This is a genomic window from Zunongwangia sp. HRR-M8 (assembly GCF_027594405.1).
Lineage (GTDB): Bacteria > Bacteroidota > Bacteroidia > Flavobacteriales > Flavobacteriaceae > Zunongwangia.
Genome location: NZ_CP115161.1, coordinates 3370244 through 3389288 on the forward strand (window position 1 = coordinate 3370244; position 19045 = coordinate 3389288).

At 34.9% G+C, this 19045-nt stretch carries 17 protein-coding genes; 12 read left to right on the plus strand and 5 right to left on the minus strand.

The annotated features are described in order from the left end of the window. Nucleotides 1–60: 60 nt before the first annotated feature. From PBT89_RS14635 to xrtF, 3 genes are all read right to left on the minus strand, one after another. Nucleotides 61–474: an HYC_CC_PP family protein gene (locus PBT89_RS14635; protein ID WP_270062498.1), complete on the minus strand. Its 414-nt coding sequence runs from the start codon at nt 472–474 to the stop codon at nt 61–63. Nucleotides 475–618: 144 nt separating this feature from the next. After that, a complete protein-coding gene (locus PBT89_RS14640) occupies nt 619–1065 on the minus strand; it encodes an exosortase F system-associated membrane protein (protein ID WP_270062499.1) in 447 nt (148 codons plus the stop codon). Further along, nucleotides 1049–1609 (minus strand): exosortase family protein XrtF, encoded by a 561-nt coding sequence (gene xrtF, locus PBT89_RS14645; RefSeq protein ID WP_270062500.1) that lies wholly within the window; start codon nt 1607–1609, stop codon nt 1049–1051. The genes PBT89_RS14640 and xrtF overlap by 17 nt, the downstream gene beginning before the upstream one ends. Nucleotides 1610–1691: 82 nt before the next feature. Between xrtF and PBT89_RS14650 the strand changes: the two genes are divergently transcribed. Next, nucleotides 1692–2150, plus strand: a complete 459-nt coding sequence (locus tag PBT89_RS14650) for a GAF domain-containing protein (RefSeq protein WP_270060170.1) — start codon at nt 1692–1694, stop codon at nt 2148–2150. Between the two features lie 181 nt (nt 2151–2331). On the opposite strand, the gene PBT89_RS14655 is transcribed toward PBT89_RS14650, so the two are convergent. After that, complete coding sequence (locus PBT89_RS14655) at nt 2332–3585, minus strand: ABC transporter permease (protein WP_270060169.1); 1254 nt, start codon at nt 3583–3585, stop codon at nt 2332–2334. Between the two features lie 146 nt (nt 3586–3731). On the opposite strand from PBT89_RS14655, the gene purH reads away from it, so the two are divergent. From purH to rodA, 6 genes are read left to right on the plus strand one after another with little or no spacing between them, the layout of a single operon-like run. Next, entirely contained in the window at nt 3732–5264 is a 1533-nt protein-coding gene (gene purH, locus PBT89_RS14660) for a bifunctional phosphoribosylaminoimidazolecarboxamide formyltransferase/IMP cyclohydrolase (protein ID WP_270062501.1), read from the plus strand. 33 nt (nt 5265–5297) lie between these two features. Continuing rightward, nucleotides 5298–6326 (plus strand): rod shape-determining protein, encoded by a 1029-nt coding sequence (locus tag PBT89_RS14665; protein ID WP_013070169.1) that lies wholly within the window; start codon nt 5298–5300, stop codon nt 6324–6326. Between the two features lie 15 nt (nt 6327–6341). Continuing rightward, the gene (mreC, locus tag PBT89_RS14670; protein ID WP_270062502.1) at nt 6342–7163 is read left to right on the plus strand and encodes a rod shape-determining protein MreC; all 822 of its coding nucleotides are present in this window, start codon (nt 6342–6344) and stop codon (nt 7161–7163) included. Next, the gene (gene mreD / locus PBT89_RS14675; RefSeq protein WP_270060166.1) at nt 7156–7662 is read left to right on the plus strand and encodes a rod shape-determining protein MreD; all 507 of its coding nucleotides are present in this window, start codon (nt 7156–7158) and stop codon (nt 7660–7662) included. The genes mreC and mreD overlap by 8 nt, the downstream gene beginning before the upstream one ends. Next, the gene (gene mrdA, locus PBT89_RS14680) at nt 7659–9554 is read left to right on the plus strand and encodes a penicillin-binding protein 2 (protein ID WP_270062503.1); all 1896 of its coding nucleotides are present in this window, start codon (nt 7659–7661) and stop codon (nt 9552–9554) included. The genes mreD and mrdA overlap by 4 nt, the downstream gene beginning before the upstream one ends. Beyond that, nucleotides 9529–10779 (plus strand): rod shape-determining protein RodA, encoded by a 1251-nt coding sequence (gene rodA / locus PBT89_RS14685; RefSeq protein WP_270064273.1) that lies wholly within the window; start codon nt 9529–9531, stop codon nt 10777–10779. The genes mrdA and rodA overlap by 26 nt, the downstream gene beginning before the upstream one ends. A 1074-nt stretch (nt 10780–11853) precedes the next feature. Here rodA and PBT89_RS14690 read toward each other — a convergent pair. Next, entirely contained in the window at nt 11854–13995 is a 2142-nt protein-coding gene (locus PBT89_RS14690; RefSeq protein ID WP_443089617.1) for a carboxy terminal-processing peptidase, read from the minus strand. A gap of 146 nt (nt 13996–14141) precedes the next feature. Here PBT89_RS14690 and surE point away from each other — a divergent pair, with 146 nt between their 5' ends. From surE to PBT89_RS14715, 5 genes are all read left to right on the plus strand, one after another. Next, complete coding sequence (gene surE, locus PBT89_RS14695) at nt 14142–14924, plus strand: 5'/3'-nucleotidase SurE (protein ID WP_270062505.1); 783 nt, start codon at nt 14142–14144, stop codon at nt 14922–14924. Beyond that, the gene (locus PBT89_RS14700; protein ID WP_270062506.1) at nt 14917–15204 is read left to right on the plus strand and encodes a hypothetical protein; all 288 of its coding nucleotides are present in this window, start codon (nt 14917–14919) and stop codon (nt 15202–15204) included. Before surE ends, PBT89_RS14700 begins: the two co-directional genes overlap by 8 nt. A gap of 25 nt (nt 15205–15229) precedes the next feature. Continuing rightward, complete coding sequence (gene lpxB, locus PBT89_RS14705) at nt 15230–16342, plus strand: lipid-A-disaccharide synthase (RefSeq protein ID WP_270062507.1); 1113 nt, start codon at nt 15230–15232, stop codon at nt 16340–16342. A gap of 26 nt (nt 16343–16368) precedes the next feature. Beyond that, on the plus strand, nt 16369–16941 hold the full coding sequence (locus PBT89_RS14710; protein ID WP_270062508.1) for a C40 family peptidase: 573 nt from the start codon (nt 16369–16371) through the stop codon (nt 16939–16941). Nucleotides 16942–17011: 70 nt separating this feature from the next. Further along, nucleotides 17012–19018, plus strand: a complete 2007-nt coding sequence (locus tag PBT89_RS14715; protein ID WP_270062509.1) for a ComEC/Rec2 family competence protein — start codon at nt 17012–17014, stop codon at nt 19016–19018. Nucleotides 19019–19045 lie beyond the last annotated feature (27 nt).

Consider the following 19045-nt stretch of genomic DNA (forward strand, 5'->3'; position numbering starts at 1 on the left):
AAAAGGCATAGCAAAATCATCGAGACATAGAAATGCTTCGAAATTAAAATGTGTTTAAAATCAAATACGAAAAACCTGATCCTGTAACTGAATATCGCAGACCAAATTTGGCGGGGAGTAATCTTTGAAAGGAATAAAATCTGGTTCTGAAAACTCGAAAAGCTGTAAATAAGAATAGACAAAACCAGTGATAACTAATTGCTGCTGAAGATCGAGATTATTGAAGTTTTGCTTCAGTGTATCCTGACCTTTTACTTCTAGTTTTTTGTTGGTGCAGCAGGATTTTTTTGTTATAGAAGTTTCAGCAGAAGTTGCCGAATTCATTTCCATGCCACAAGTTTTTGCTTTGGTAAAAACAGCGCTATCCACTAATTTTTTTCCGCAGAAATGCTGTTCTACCGTAAAAGAAAAGGTAGAAAACAACACCAAAACGGCTATAATGGAAGCGAATATTTTAGCAAAAAACTGTTTCATTTATTACAAAAGTAGTCGATAATCGATAATTTACAACAAAATTCTAAGTGAACTGCTTTGCAACAATTTAAATAGGCACTTATTCAGCAAAATTAGTAGAAAACAGAGTTGTAAAATTTCAAGATTTAGGGAAATCCTTTCAATTTAAATTTTTCTACTTCGCTTATGTATTCGGTAGTAATAAAAAGCCGGCAAAAGCACCAAAATAAATATCGGATGAATTAAAAATCGCCGCACGTAAAACAGGGCGAGAAAATGTTCATTTTCAATAGTAAAAATGAGATACGTAAAAACGCTCCCTACGATGCCCAACAGCAACAAAAATAACACAGCTGAAAACTTTATAATATTGCGATCTACAAAGGCTATTGCAATTATCCCGAGTGAAATAAGGCTGTTTATTACATATCTTAAAATCGTATTCAGAATTAATAAACCAGGCTCAAAATCTGGAATATCATCTCTCAAATAATCAGAATATTTAAAGAAAAATAGTAAAGGATCATAGAAAATCTTTGCCTCGAAAAATCGAATACTTGCCAGTAAAACGACTAAAATACCTATCAAAAAAAGTCTATACCTGGTCTTCATTCTTTTCTATATTAGCATACACTTTTACCCAAACTATCCATAATAGAATGACAGTGCCGTAAATAATTAACGGAAAAACGATCTCATGTAAAAATGATCCATATTCGGGATACTCGTAAATGCCGATAGTTAGTAGTGCAATCCGAATTAAATTCATCGTATAGATAAGCACACTTCCCGCCAAAATATACAAAATGGTCGTTCGCGTTTTGGCGAAAAAAGAAAGGATAAAAGAAATAAAAAGGATAATCACACTTATACTATTGCAACCTTCTACCACACGAACAAGAAAGTTGCCTTCAACAAATACTTTCATGGCGGGCTCTTTAGTATGTGGCTCCATTTTTACGGCATAACCCAAAAATTCTATAAGTGCAGCGCTTTGGCGACTAACAAGGTTGGTTATTATGTCTGGGAAATATTCAGTTTGACTTTCAGAAAAGATTAAATACGAATTATATAGTACCGAAAGCAAAAAATAACTTCCTAAAAAGACGGCTACAAACCGAATAACCAGACTATATTTTCTAAAAAGCTGAAGCAATTGTAATGAGTTTCAACAAATTTAGACAAAAGGCTGTAACAGAACTTAGATTTTAAATACTTTTGCCAAAAAATTACAGCTTATGCCATTTGATAAATTAAGACCACAAGTTGAAAAAATTCTGAATACAAAAGAGATATCTGTAGATAATCGATTAACTCAGGTTTGCGAATTATTGATGGAAACAATCCCTTATTACGATTGGGTTGGATTTTATTTTAAAAATGGCGATAAAGAGGAATTAAAACTTCGTTCTTTTGCCGGTGAACCAACAGATCACGATATCATTCCTTTTGGAAAAGGTATCTGCGGACAAGTTGCCGTATCGAATGCGAATTTTGTGGTTCCCGATGTTAAAGCACAAAACAATTATATTGCTTGTAGCATTCACGTTAAAGCTGAAATTGTAGTGCCATTGTTTTTAAACGGAGAAAATATTGGACAAATTGATATCGATTCTCATACTCCAGATCCATTCTCTAAAGAAGACGAATTATTCTTAGAATTTGTAAACGAAAAAGTTGCCGAGATACTGGAATAATTCAGTAAGCAGTAAGAATTAACAGCAGGCAGTAAAAAATAGATTTAAAAGAGAAAACCTCACGATCCTGACATTTATCTGGACTGTGAGGTTTTTTATTTTCATCCTCAGAAATTAATAATTCTTTAAATGGTTGTCTAAAATCTAGAATCTATTCTCTAATAGCGCAGCAGTCTAAGTACTACATTCCTGTTCTAATAGCTTCAACAGGATCTAATCGCGATGCTGAAATTGCAGGAATTATCCCAGAGACTAAACCTATTATTGCTGAAACAGTAGTTCCCAAAACTATATTTCCGAAGGAAAGAATAAATTCAAAATCGCCGGTAAAATTAGAGACAATAATTGTTGTAACCCAGACAAAGAATAATCCGGCGGCTCCACCAATTATTGCTAAAATAATAGCCTCAAAAAGGAACTGAAAAAGAATAAATTTATTTTTCGCGCCAAGTGATTTCTGTATTCCGATAAGATTGGTTCGTTCCTTAACACTCACAAACATAATGTTGGCGATTCCAAAACCACCAACTAGTAATGAAAATCCACTAATTACGAGTCCGATTAAATTTAAAGTTCCTGTGATATTATCGATCATATCGGTAAATCCTTTTAACTGATTAACAAAAAAGGTACTTACCTCTCCGGGTTTTATTCCGCGGAAAGTTCTTAGACGCTGTTCTAATATCGCAAGGAATTCGGCATTATCGACATCAGATTCAGGTTTTAGTAATATTTGAGGAAAAATGTTCCTGTTATTTTCTCCATAAATCCTTCGAGTAACATTAACTGGCACATACACCTGGCTGTCTTTGCTACCGCCAAACATTGAGGCACCTTCTTTTTTCAGCAAGCCGATTACCGTAAATTTTCTACCGTACATTCGTACTTGTTTCCCTATTGGATCTATACTTCCAAAGAGATTTTCAGCAATTTCACTTCCCATTACGATCACAGGTGAGCCACTGGCAGCTTCAGATTCGTTAAAAAAACGACCTTCTTCAATATTAATAGCCTCGATATCATAAATCTCGCTCCCTGCCGATACCACGTCTACGCCAAGACTGCTGGCGTCCTTATATTTTATTGTTTCAGCAGGAACATTTTGAGTAAACGTGACCGCTTTTGCTTCGGGAAGATTACGTTTTAAAAACTGATATTCGTCGTAAGTAACATCTGGAAATTGTTGCCACTTCCAACGTGGGATATCGGTAGGACCAAAATTAAAACGCATCACAATAGTAGTACTATTATCCAAACTATTTAATGATCCCGAGATTTCATTCTTTAAAGAATCTACAGCCGCAAGTACTCCAATTATAGAAAAAATACCTATCGTAACGCCAAGTAGCGAAAGAAAAGTACGTAAAAGGTTATTTTTAAGCGCATTAATTGCAAAATTAAAGCTCTCACCAAGCACTCTTAGAAATATAAGCATAATAAAACGGCTGCTTTTTTAGACTGAATTATTTATATGACGCACGGCTTAAATATTCGTTACAAAATTTATTTAGAAATAAGCAAAAACACCTTTAAATTTTTACCTTAAATACTTACTTTTGCCTCTTTAACAAACACAACAAAATGAGCAATTTGAAACAAGCCAAATCTGCATTAATATCTGTATTTAATAAAGATGGTTTGGCTCCCATCGTTAAAAAGCTTAATGATCTGGGAATCACGATTTATTCTACCGGCGGAACAGAAAAATTTATTAATGATTTAGGTGTAGAAGTTGTTCCTGTAGAGGATGTAACTTCTTACCCTTCAATTTTAGGTGGACGTGTTAAAACTTTACACCCTAAAGTTTTTGGTGGAATTTTAAATCGTCAGGATAACGAAAGTGATGTTAAAGAAATTGCTCAATACGAAATTCCACAAATTGATATTGTAATTGTGGATCTTTATCCTTTTGAAAAAACAGTAGCTTCAGGAGCTTCCGAAGAAGATATTATCGAAAAAATCGATATAGGCGGGATTTCTCTTATTCGTGCCGCAGCAAAGAATTTTAAAGATGTACTTTGTGTTTCTTCTGTTAACGATTATGCTGAATTTTTGGACATTTTGAATGAAGGAAATGGAGAGACAAGTTTAGCGCAGCGTAAAAATTTTGCGGCTAGATCGTTCAATATTTCTTCGCATTACGACACTGCTATTTTCAACTATTTTAATACTTCAGAAGAAATTCCTGCTTTTAAACAAAGCATTCAGCAAGGAAAATCGTTACGATATGGAGAGAATCCACATCAAAAAGGAACATTTTTTGGAGATTTTGATGCAATGTTTGATAAGCTCCACGGAAAAGAACTATCTTACAACAACCTTTTGGATGTTGATGCTGCTGTAGTTCTTATGAACGAATTTAAAGGAGAAGCGCCAACATTTGCCATTTTAAAACATAATAATGCTTGTGGTCTTGCACAACGTGATACGATAAAGCAAGCTTATGTAGATGCTTTAGCTGGTGATCCAGTTTCAGCTTTCGGCGGAATTTTAATTGCTAATACTGAAATTGATAAAGCTACTGCGGAAGAAATTCATTCTTTATTTTGCGAAGTAGTTATCGCTCCTTCTTTTTCTGAAGAGGCTTTAGCAACTTTAAAAGGAAAGAAAAACAGAATTATTTTAATACAAAAGGAAACTGAACTTCCAAAAAATCAAGTTCGTACTTGTTTAAATGGAGTTTTAGTTCAGGATAAAGACAATAAAACCGATGTTTTAGACGATTTATCTTACGCGACAACTAATAAGCCAACAGAACAGGAAATTGAGGATCTTTTATTTGCTTCAAAAATTTGTAAGCATACAAAATCCAATACTATTGTTCTAGCTAAAAATAAACAACTTTGTGCAAGCGGAACCGGGCAAACGTCTCGTGTAGATGCATTAAGACAAAGTATCGAGAAAGCAGGTTCTTTCAAATTTGATCTTAAAGGAGCAGTAATGGCTAGTGATGCTTTTTTCCCATTTCCTGATTGTGTAGAAATTGCAGGAAATTCAGGAATTTCAGCTGTAATTCAGCCAGGTGGTTCTATCAAAGATCAGTTAAGTATCGATTATTGTAATGATAATGATATTGCAATGGTAATGACAGGGACCCGCCATTTTAAACATTAATAGAATACATTTTACCAATACATAAAATAACATATGGGATTTTTTGATTTTCTCATTGAAGAAATAGCGATAGATTTAGGAACTGCCAACACCCTTATCATTCACAATGATAAGGTGGTGGTAGATAGTCCTTCGATTGTAGCCAGAGACCGTACGTCTGGAAAGATTACGGCTGTGGGAAAAGAAGCGGCGATGATGCAGGGAAAAACACATGAGAATATCAAAACGATACGCCCATTAAAAGATGGTGTAATCGCCGATTTTGATGCGAGTGAGAAAATGCTCACCATGTTTATTAAAGAAATCCCGGCACTTAAACGTAAAATGTTTACGCCAGCTTTAAGAATGGTGATCTGTATCCCATCTGGTATTACAGAAGTTGAGATGCGAGCGGTAAAAGAAAGTGCCGAACGTGTAAACGGTAAAGAAGTTTACCTTATTCATGAACCTATGGCTGCTGCTATTGGTATTGGTGTAGACATCATGCAGCCAAAAGGGAACATGATCGTAGATATAGGTGGTGGTACAACAGAGATCGCAGTGATCGCGCTTGGCGGAATTGTTTGTGATAAATCCATCAAAATTGCCGGTGATGTTTTTACCAACGACATCGTATATTATATGCGTACTCAGCATAACCTTTATGTTGGTGAACGTACCGCGGAAAAAATTAAAATTCAGATTGGTGCTGCTACTGAAGATTTAGAAGTTCCACCAGATGAAATGAGTGTACAGGGACGTGATTTGCTAACAGGTAAACCAAAGCAGGTAAATATTTCGTATAGAGAAATTGCTAAAGCGTTAGATAAATCAATCCTTAGAATTGAAGATGCGGTTATGGAAACCTTATCACAAACTCCGCCAGAACTTGCGGCAGATATTTATAATACCGGTATATATCTTGCCGGTGGAGGATCTATGCTTAGAGGTTTAGATAAGCGTTTATCTACTAAAACGGATCTACCGGTTTATATTGCCGAAGATCCTTTGAGAGCTGTGGTGAGAGGAACCGGGATTACATTAAAAACACTTAACAGGTATAAAGGAATATTGATAAAGTAGGAGAAGCAGTAGCTTATGCAGCAGATATTCAATTTTCTGATTCGGAACAAGAATAACATTTTGTTCTTGGTATTGCTCGCGTTTTCTATTTTCCTAACGATACAAACTCATTCGTTTCATAAAAGTAAATTTATAAGTTCGGCCAATTCAGTTACCGGTGGGATTTATTCCTGGAATAATAATATCCAGGATTACTTTTATTTGGACAAATACAATCAACGTTTGATAGAGGAGAATAAAAATCTTCGCAATATTATTAGACAACTAAGCGGAAAAGATACTATTCCCAATTACACAGACACCACTTTTACTTCAGATTATATATTTAGAAGTGCTGATGTTATAAACAATAATTTTTCAAAAAGGGATAACTACATTACTCTTAATAAAGGAGAAAATGATAGTATTGCTGCAGAAAATGGAGTGGTAACCAGCAAAGGAATAATTGGGATTATAGATCGAACAAATGCTAGCTATTCTCGAGCTATTTCTATTCTCAATTCGCAGTCTAAAATAAATGCACAATTAAAAAAATCTAACCATTTTGGAAGCTTAGTTTGGGATGGCAAAAATCCAAACCTTATGCAACTTACCGACGTGCCTAAGCAAGCTCCGGTAGCTAAAGGGGATACTATCATTACCGGTGGCAAAAGTTTAATTTTCCCCAAAGGTCTTTTAGTTGGAACAATAGAGGACTTTAAGTTGGATAATACAGAAAGCTATTACACTATCAACGTGAAGTTATTCAACGACATGACAAATATTGGTTATGTCTATGTAATTGAAAATAAAAACAAAGAAAAGATTCTTTCTTTAGAAGTGGATGGGGATGAATAGCAGTTTAATTTCTAATATCTTACGTTTTATAGGTCTTGTATTGTTACAGGTACTTGTACTTAACAACATAAATTTTATGGGATACGTGAATCCCTATCTTTACATCTTATTTTTACTGCTTTATCCTTTTAACTCTAATCAAAGTTTATTTTTATTTCTGGCTTTTTTACTGGGCTTATCGGTAGATACATTTGAAGACAGTGGCGGGATACATGCAGCTGCTTGTTTAATTTCGGCTTTTTTAAGACCTAATTTACTTCGATTTTCTTTTGGGATAAGCTACGATCACCAAACACTTCGCTTATCCTCTACTCCACTGGGAGCTAGAATAAGTTATGTGGCTTTAATGGTTGTAATTCATCATTTAGTATTATTTTCTTTGGAAATGTTTAGTTTCAGCCATATAATTCTTATACTTAAAAAGACGTTATTTTCAAGTATATTTACTGTACTTGTTATTTTATTGAGTATTGCGCTTTTCAGTAAAAAATATCGATGAGAAGAATTCTTTTATATATTATTATCCTTACCACAGGCTTAATCTTTCTAGGAAGATTGTTTTACCTTCAGGTTGTAGACGACAGTTTTGCTGTGCGTTCTAATAATAATGCCGTAAAAGTAGTTTACGATTATCCGCAACGTGGTTATATCTATGATCGCGATGGCAAATTAATGGTTTCAAACCAACCCTCTTACGATGTAATGGTTATCCCTAGAAACCTAAAAGCTTTTGATACTACCGAGCTTTGCAATATTGTAAGTTTAGAACGAAAGGAACTGGAAAGAAGATTAGATAAAGCAAAAATATATTCTCCTTTTTTACCTTCTGTAATAGTACCTCAACTTACAAAAAGTGAGTATGCATTTCTACAGGAAAAAATGCGTAATTATGAAGGTTTTTATATTCAGAAACGATCGCTTAGAGATTATCATGTAGATCATAGCGCCAACGTGCTGGGTTTTATTGCTGAAGTAAGCCCAAATACTATAAAAAACAACCCCTATTATACCAGTGGTGATTTAATTGGACGTAAAGGAGTAGAAAGCGTTTATGAAGACACCCTTAGAGGTGTAAAAGGCGTAAAATATATTCAAAAGGATAAACTGAATAGAGATATTGGTCCCTACAAGGATGGAATTTATGATACCTTACCAGAGCGCGGCAAAGATATTACCATTTCTGTAGATTCCGATTTACAGGCCTATGGTGAATATCTAATGACCAATAAGCGTGGCGGAATTATAGCAATTGAGCCTTCTTCTGGAGAAATTCTATCCATGATAACGGCACCTACTTACGACCCTTCAGATCTTGTTGGACGTAAAAGATCTCCAAATTTCAGTAAGATGTGGTTAGATTCTACGGCCAGACCGCTTTACGATCGCAGCATACTTGCGCAATACCCTCCCGGATCTCCTTTTAAGACAATGAATGCACTAATAGCATTACAGGAAGGCGTTGTAGATACCGATGACACATTTTCCTGCCATCATGGATATTCTTATGGCCGAGGCAGAAAAATGGGATGCCATTCCCACTCAAGCCCCTTAGCGATGACGCAGGGAATTGCACAATCCTGTAATTCTTACTTTGCACAAGTCTATAGAAAAATCATAGAAAAATATCCTACACCGCAAGAAGGAATGGATGCTTGGCATAATCACGTAGCCAGCTTTGGACTTGGCGATTATATGGGTAATGATTTAAGTACCGGTAGACCTGGGAAAATTCCAACTTCAGAATACTATAATAAAATATACGATTACCCAAACTATAAATGGTTTGCTACCGCTACCTTATCGAATGCGATTGGCCAGGGAGAAGTTTTATTAACACCAATACAATTAGCAAACATGACAGCAACTATTGCTAATCGAGGGTGGTATTATACTCCGCACATGATCAAAGAGATCGATGGCAAAGCGATTACAGATGAAAATTTCACCAAAAAACACCATACCACAATCGATCCCGAAAATTTTGAACCAGTGGTGGAAGGCATGCATCAGGTTTATAAAAACGGTACTGCAAGTGCGTTGCAGATTGATGGAATCGAAATTGCCGGTAAAACAGGAACTGCTGAAAATTTTGTAAGAGTAAATGGAAAAAGAATGCAGCTTACAGATCATTCAATTTTTGTAGCTTTTGCCCCGGTAGACGATCCTAAAATTGCCATCGCCGTTTTTGTAGAGAATGGTTATTGGGGTGGTAGATATGGTGGGAAAATCGCCAGTTTAATGATTGAAAAATATTTAAAAGGAACCATAACAAGAACAGATTTAGAAAAGTTTATTATGGATCCTAAGAATAGTTTAGAAGATGAGTATGAAAAACCCTATAGCGGAGAACCTTTCTTAATCAATGATGGCAAGAAAAACGGCTGGCTATGATTGGCTAACGATTTTAATATATTTTTTACTAATTTGTTTTGGATGGGCCAATATTTATTCGGCTTCCTTAGGATCGGATCCTTCTGGCAGTTACTTTGATCTTAACGAAGTTTACGGCAAACAGGCTTTATGGATAGGTCTAAGTATTTTTCTAATTGTAATTATTCTGGCGATAGAGGCTAAATTCTATCAGCGATTCTCAAGTGTTATTTATATCACGGCTCTTGTTCTACTAGCTGGACTTTTTGTTTTTGGTAAGACAATTTCTGGAGCCACATCGTGGTACGCTATTGGATCATTTAGACTCCAACCTTCAGAATTTGCAAAAATCGCTACAGCTTTGGCATTGGCTAAATATGTTAGTGATATACAAACTAATATTAAGCTCTTTTCTCATCAATTTAAAGCATTTATAATTGTTGCTTTACCAGCAATTTTAATCGTACCGCAACCCGACCCAGGCAGTGCCATGGTGTATGCTGCATTCTTTTTCCCTTTGTATAGAGAAGGGATTTCAGCATTATATTTAGTACTGGCTTTATCTGGAGTTTTCATATTTGTGGGCACATTATTACTTGGGCCAATTTGGGTTACTGCTGCAGTGATTGCTTTAGCTGCATTAAGTTTTCTTCTTAAGAAAAAGAAACGACCTGGAATCCCGTTATTGCTATTTATGGTGATTGCTTCAATCGGACTTTCATTTTCGGTAAATTATATCTTTAATAATGTTTTTGAGCAACGACACCGTGATCGTTTTAATATTGTATTAGGTAAAGAAGTAGACAGCCGTGGTATTGGCTATAATACCAACCAAAGTGAAATTGCCATTGGTAGCGGTGGATGGACGGGTAAAGGCTGGACCGAAGGAACGCAGACGAAAGGACATTTTGTACCAGAACAACACACAGATTATATATTTAGTACTGTGGGCGAAGAATGGGGATTTATTGGAAGTGCTGCAGTCGTATTTTTATTTGTTTGCCTTATGCTTCGTCTAATTTTTTTAGCAGAACGCCAGAAATCGCAGTTTAATAGAATCTACGGTTATAGCGTGGTAGGAATAATATTCCTCCACTTTATGGTAAATATAGGCATGGTTATAGGGATATTCCCTACTGTTGGTATTCCATTGCCTTTCTTCAGTTATGGTGGATCGGGATTATGGGGTTTTACAATTCTCGTATTTATTTTTATAAGGCTGGATTCAGATCGTCTTTCTTTTTAATACTGAATACTTATTTTGAACCTTTTATATAACTACTGAAAAGTATTTTAAACACTTCAAATTTCAAGGATGACATTAAATAGGAATTGCATTTAGAAAATCGATATTATCAGCTTTCATTTAAACAGAAAACAAGTTTTATAATAAAATTGATTTTCTGTTGTCTCGCTATATTAATTCCGGTAATTTTTATTTCAATCTATTTCAGCATCTATTTTTTAAGCGTTTTCGTTCTCTGGATTCTTTGCTCTGTATTAGCCCCTTTTTTCGATATGCCTTCAATGATAAAAACTGGTAAATTGAAATATGAGTCGCTGTTCCTTATTTCAGAAAAAGAAAAGAATAATCAGATCACTATTCATGGAGGGACTTTATTCGATTATTATTTCACTCTCGATAAAGATAGCTCGGCAAAACAGCGGAAGAATCTAATCCTTATAGAATATTTAAAAGGATTACTACATATTGTAGATTCGAATAGGGAAAATTCGAGCTTAGAAATAATTGGCTCAACTTATATTCTTAATCAACGAACCGCCGAAAAGATAGGATTCGAAGTGCGTAAAACGAATATGGTACAACTTATTATACTTATTCTAAATTACCCGAACCTAATTTGCACGAAAACCTTCGCCAGCAAAAAACTTAGCTTTCCTAATTTAAGGGAAATAAGAACATACCAATCGAATGTTCAAAGTTTGAATAATAGCGCTGCGAAAATCCGCAAAATTCAGCATGCAATAGAAAGAAGTCTGACCTATCAAAACAGTTGATTAGGGATTTCAAACAGATTGAAATTAGCAAAAATTAGAAGGAAAATTCACTAATTTCAATTCCTGTCGATCTTTCTTCCGAAGAAAATCTTAACGGATCTTCCCATGAAATCTGAAATAAAACCGCTGAAGAGAATCAATTGATTTAAATTACATCGTACACCGCTCGGCCATTAAAAGCACTGCAGCAACAACTAAAATCAAAAATGGATATACAATTTTTCGTTTCATTTTTATCAAAATTAAAAACGCCCAAAGTTAGAGAACTTTGGGCGTTTTTTGAAATTACATTTATTAGCTATTAATCCTTGATTTTATCTGAATCTGCTACTTTATGTTTAATGTTATTCGTTTTAATATCAGAAAGTACATTTATTGCTTCTTCCACATAAACATCTCGGCTCAAATCCTTATGCCATCTATCTCTTTTTTCCTGAAGTGTAGAATCTGCTTCAAACATTTGCTTTTCGTAAGGTAGCGAAACGAAAGAAAGATCTGTTTTATAATTTTTTAAGGCGTCGTATTGCTTTGCAACTTCTTTAGTTTCCTCAGCATTTGCTGCATATTGATCGAAGTTTAAAGAATAGGTATCATCTTCGCTTTGATCTTTAATCCACTTTGCATTTTGCTCTATAAGCTTTATTTGCTCACTTTGCTCCATACGCTTCTTACTATTTTCGATCGCTTCTTCGTATCCAACATAACCATCCCAAATATCGTAATCTGCGGGATCAATTTTATCCCACGGTAATGGATTATCTTGATCTTTTTCACCTACATCTACATAGCTATAACGATCTGGAACCACTACATCACTCTTTACGCCTTCTAACTGAGTAGAACCACCGTTTACTCTGTAAAACTTCTGAGTAGTTATTTTCAACGCGCCCATGTCTCCATAGTCACTATTTCTTAACCATCGATTTAAATCTACCACATTCTGAACTGTACCTTTACCATAGGTTTGTTTACTTCCTATAATCACCGCTCTTTTATAATCCTGCATTGCAGCCGCTAAAATTTCTGAAGCGGAAGCAGACAATTCATTTACCAAAATCACAAGAGGACCATCCCAAACAATTTCAGAATCTTCATCATTAAGAACTTCTTTGCGCTCTCCATTAGATTGCACTTGTACAATCGGCCCTTTTTCGATAAATAAACCTGCAATATCGACTACGGTTTTTAAAGATCCACCGCCGTTATTACGAAGATCTACAACAAGACCTTCCATGCCTTGCTCTTTAAGTGCCTCAATATCTTTACGCATATCTGAAGCTGCATTACGGCTATCGTAATCTTCCATATCAAAATAGAATTTAGGAAGATTAATTAAACCATACTGCTTGCCTTCTTTTTCTACCATTGCAGATTTTGCATAAGTTTCTTCGATCTCAACAATATCTCTGGTAAGCTTAACCTGCTCTATATTTCCTAGCAATTTTTTACGCACAGTAAGAGTAACCTCAGATCCTTTTGGTCCTTTGATTAAATCTACTGCATCGTCTAAACGCATGCCTACAATATTTACCGGCTCGTCTTCATCTTCCTGCTTTACTTTTAGGATAACATCTCCGGTAGCTAATTCGTCACTCTTCCATGCGGGACCACCTGAGATCACATCCATGATAGTAATATTGTCATTTTTCTTTTGTAATCTGGCGCCAATTCCTTCTATTTTACCAGACATTGCAACATCAAAACGATCTTTATCACGCGGTGCGAAATAATAGGTATGAGGGTCAAATTCCTCTACAACAGCATTTATAAAAACAGAGAAATAATCATTTCTTTCTAAGTCGTCGGTTAGATCAAAATATTCAGATAAACTATTCTCTGTAGTTTCACGTGCTTTTTTCTCCAATTCCTCATCACTTTTTACTTTGTAATCTGCATCATCTTCTTTTTTATTTTTCTCGTCCTGCTTTAAATCGTAAAATGTAATAAGGGTTGAAAATTTAAGTTGTTTTCTCCAACGTTCCTTCAATTCTTTCTTAGAAGTTACATAATCAAGATCGTCTCCATTGGCTACAAAATCTTCTTCCTTACTAAAATCAAAAGGTTCAGCAAGGATTTCTTTATAAAGATTCTTAGCTTCTTCGTTACGCTTTTCAAGCTTAGAATAGGTTAGATCGAAAAAATTAAGTTCTTTATTATTAATTTCATCATCAATCAACATCTTATATTTTTCAAATTCTTCAATATCCTTTTTATAAAAGAAACGTTTTGAAGGATCTAAACTCTCGATATAGTGATTGTAAACTTTTGCTGAAAAATCATCATTAATTTCTTTTGCATCATAATGTCCCTGACTAAGAACATAGGTAATAAGATCAATTAAAAGTTTGTCTTTGTTAGGATCATCAAACTTTTTAGTGGTAAAGCTGCATGAAGTTGCTGCCATTAAAACCGCTAATACCAGGATTTTTAAATTCCTTCTCATATATCGCATAGATTTCTTCATTATATTCTGTCCAAAATACATTAAAAACTGTGCCATTCATCGGCAATGTCTCTAATAATTTGTTAAACTACTAAAATACGGTTTCCGTTTGAAATTACTAATTTAGCATCTATAAAATTTAAGCTATGAGCAAAGAAAAACCGCTAATACTGGTAACGAACGATGATGGTATTACAGCACCAGGAATACGGGCACTTTTACAGGTAATGAAAGAGATTGGAGATGTTGTAGTTGTGGCTCCCGACAGCCCACAAAGTGGAATGGGGCATGCGATCACGATCAGCGATACCTTATTTTGTGATTCGGTTACCTTAAAAGAAAATTATAATCATAAAGAGTATAGTTGTTCTGGCACGCCAGCCGACTGTGTGAAAATTGCCACACAAGAGATTCTACATCGCAAACCCGATCTTTGCGTAAGCGGTATTAACCACGGCTCTAATTCTTCTATAAACGTTATTTATTCTGGCACGATGAGTGCTGCTGTAGAAGCTGGTGTAGAAGGAATTCCCGCGATTGGATTCTCGCTACTGGACTATTCTTTAAATGCAGATTTTGAACCTTGCAAAAAATTTGTAAAAGCCATTACGAAAAATGTACTTAAAAATGGACTGCCAAAAGGTGTTGTTTTGAACGTAAATTTCCCCAAATTACCTGCGGAAGAAATTAAAGGTATTAAAGTTTGCAGACAGGCCAATGCCCAGTGGAAAGAAGAGTTTGATAAAAGGACTAATCCACAGGGACGAGACTATTACTGGCTTACAGGAACTTTTGTAAATAACGACAAAGGCCAAGATACCGACGAGTGGGCATTAGAAAATGGATATGTTTCTTTGGTACCGGTTCAATTCGATTTAACGGCGCACCATTTTATAAAAGAATTAAACGAATGGAAACTAGATGGATAAAAGCAATGTAATTATTGGTTTTTTAATAGGCATTTCTTCAACTATTGCCGGTGTATTTTTGTTTACCACATTTTTCTCTGACTATAGTTTTGAAGCCAGCCTTCGCGATTCTATCGCTAATGATTACTTTGGAAAGTTAGTAGCTATTGGTGCGATTCTCAACTTCCTACCATTTTTTGTATTTATGCGGAAAAAACAAGTGTACCATGCCCGCGGAATTTTACTTGCCTGTCTTGTAGTCGCTATTGCTATAGCCGTCGTTAAAATTCGAAATTTCTAATTGTTCAGATTCAAAATTAAAAAGCATGAAATATTACATCATAGCAGGAGAAGCTTCGGGAGATCTACATGCTTCTAATCTTATGAAGTCTCTTAAAATAATAGATCCAAATGCCGAATTTCGATTTTGGGGAGGCGATCTTATGCAGGCACAGGGCGGTACTATGGTAAAACATTACCGTGATCTTGCATTTATGGGATTTGCTGAAGTTGTGATGAACCTTCGTACCATCATGAATAATATTTCAATTTGCAAAAAAGATATTACTGCCTATAAACCGGATGCTCTGATCTTTATAGATTATCCGGGTTTTAATTTAAGGATAGCTAAATGGTCTAAAGAGCAAGGTTACGCCAATCACTTTTATATTTCTCCACAAATTTGGGCCTGGAAAGAAAACCGAATTAAAGCGATCAAAAGAGATATCGATCACATGTATGTGATTTTACCTTTCGAAAAAGAATTCTACGAAAATAAACATGATTTCCCGGTAAATTTTGTGGGACATCCCCTTATCGATGCAATTGATAATAGGAAAAATACCGATGTAGAAAATTTTAAGAAGGAAAACAATCTTGATAAACGTCCAATTATTGCTTTACTTCCCGGAAGTAGAAAACAGGAAATTTCTAAAATGCTAGAAGTAATGCTAAGTATTACTCAAGATTTTAAAGAATACCAATTTGTAATTGCCGGTGCCCCTAGCCAGGATCCAGAATTTTATCAACCTTATTTAAAAAAGACCAATATCAATTTGGTAATGAACAAAACATACGACATTTTAAGTTGTGCTCATGCTGCCTTGGTCACCTCTGGAACTGCAACTTTAGAAACCGCTCTCTTTAAAGTTCCCGAAGTGGTTTGTTATAAAGGAAGCTATATTTCTTATCACATTGCCAAAAGAATTATTAATTTAGATTATATCTCGCTAGTAAATCTAATAATGGATCGCGAGGTTGTAAAAGAATTAATACAGGGAGAATTCAATACAGATTCCCTGAAAGAAGAATTACATAAGATTTTAGAAGAAAAAAATAGAGCGAGACTTTTAAAAGATTATGATCAATTAGAGCAAAAATTAGGAGGAACTGGCGCCAGTCTGGAGACTGCCAGTCTAATTTATAATACTATAAAGTAGTTTAGAAATTTATTAAGCCCCCGAATATGAAAAGAAGAATGATGATGAAGCCGCTTCTAAAATATAGCTTAATGCTATGTACTGCCATTTTCTTAACCTCCTGCGGAAGTTCTAAACCCAAGGTAGTCACTACTAAAAAGGAAGTTAGAACTAAAAAAACCAGACATTATAATCCTGAAGTTACCAAACGTAACAACACCATTAAACCAAAAGACGAACGTGTTTATGATATTGTGAATTATGCGATTGGTTTTGAGGGCACCAAATACAAATACGGCGGAACAACAAAACGTGGGATGGATTGCTCTGGCCTTTTATATGTTTCTTTTCAGGAAAACGACATTCAACTACCAAGAACGTCTCGCGCCATGTCACTTCAGGGCGAGCGTTTGTATTTAAAAGATGTTACGGTTGGCGATCTCTTATTTTTCGAAACCAACAAAAATAAAAAGGTGATAAATCATGTTGGGATGGTCGTCGATATCTCTCAAGGTGACATACTTTTTATCCATTCCACAACTTCCTTGGGTGTTGTGATAAGCCGACTTTCAGAAAATTACTGGAACAATACGTTTGTAATGGCACGGCGAGTGATCTAGTAAACAAATTTCGTGAAATTTAGAAATTTTATTATTTTTAAACTGACCCTACTTTCTAATTATCAGAAAGATGGGCTATACAAACATCAAGATTCTTAAGTTCTCGATTGCGGTTTTATTCGGAATTTTGACTGCCTATTACACCAAAATAGAACTCTCGTATTTACTTATTTCAGCAGGAATTACAATTCTCTTTTTCCTGTTTTCATTTTTTAGATCTACAAGACAACTTTATCAGGAAAGTTATTTTGGCATTTCCTGTTACGTTTTATTATTTCTCTTCGGAAGCATTACGTATCAACTAAAATTCCCCGAAAATCAGCATAATTATTTTTCGCATTTTATTACTTCTGAGAATGATTTGTTAAGCATAAAACTGAAAGAAGAACTAAAACCGAACTTTCAAAAAAGATTTATTGCTGAAGTTGATCATATCATCTCCACTAAAAACAATGTGAAGACTGCTGTAAAAGGTGAAATGCTAATTGCTCTTCCATTACAACCCAAAATTGAAGTCGGGCAAAAACTAATAATTCCCGCTTTAGTTGAACCTATAAGATCTCCTTTAAATCCGCATCAATTTGATTATTCAGAATACATGAAATTTCAGGGAATATTTAACCAAATTCAACTTTCCGAAGATCAAATAATATACATTAAAAACCGCGAAACTTCTTTTATGGCAACCCCCAGAACTAGTTTATTAAAAAGCCTAACCTCCGCGGGGTTTAAAAAAGAGGAGCTGGCAGTAATAAAAGCTTTAATTTTAGGAGACCGTACTTCAATTTCAGATAAGATTTATAGCGAATATGCCTCAGCAGGTGCGATTCATATTCTGGCCGTTTCAGGATTGCACGTTGGGATGGTGCTGTTGCTGCTCAATTTTATTCTAAAACCGCTTCAGCAATTAAAATGGATAAAATTTCTAATCACTTTAGCAGGTATTTGGGCTTTTGCTTTACTAACGGGATTTTCAGCTTCGGTAGTTCGAGCTTCTTTAATGTTTAGCCTTATTGCTTTTGGATTACAAATTAACCGGAAGGTAAACTTAATAAACACGCTTTTTTCGGCATTTTTTGTGCTAATTCTTATTAATCCATTTTATGTATTTCAGGTTGGCTTTCAATTGAGTTTTGCTGCGGTTTTTAGCATAGCTTTATTTCAACCAAAATTCAACAAACTCTGGTATCCAAATAACAAAATCATCAGATTACTATATCAAACAATAACGGTGAGCATTTGTGCCCAAATTGGCGTTTTGCCTTTAAGTCTTTTCTATTTTCATCAATTCCCAGGACTATTTTTACTCACCAATATCGTTATCCTTCCCGGCTTGGGAGTTTTATTAATTTCAGGAATATTCGTTTTAATACTGAGTGTTTTTGGCATACTCCCTAAAATTCTAATCGACCTATATTCTTTTCTAATTGAAAAACTAAACCAATACATCGCATGGATTGCCAATCAGGACGCTTTTATATTTAGAGAAATTCATCTTAGCGTTCCTGCGGTAATTTTTCTATTCGGAATTATTTTAAGCATCTTTTTTTTACTTCATCTTAGAAAGAAAAAATACGTTTTTTATGTTTTCTGCGGAATCATACTATTTCAAATAAGTATACTTTTTGAACAATATGAATATGCTTCCGAAGAAATTTTTATTCTGAATAAATCGGGCAGCACTTTAATTGCTGAAAAGAAATCGGAGAAATTGACTCTCTACGGAAATAAGGCAAAAGATACTAATTGGCGATATTTTGAGAATTTCAAACTACAAGAAAAAATCTCGAATATTGAATTTCATAAATTACAGAATTTTTATCTTTTGAAAGAAAAACGAATACTGCTAATCGATAGCACCGGGCTTTATAATTTCCCTGAATTTAATCCTGATATGCTAGTACTATCAAATTCACCAAAAGTAAATTTAAACCGAGTTATTGAAGTTTTAGAACCAACTATGATTGTCGCAGATGCCAGCAATTACCCAAGTTTTATTCAGCTTTGGAAAGCAACCTGTGCCAACAAAAAAATCCCTTTCTACCAAACTGGCAAAAAGGGAGCTTTTAACTACTAACCACAAACTATTGTCTATGATACAACT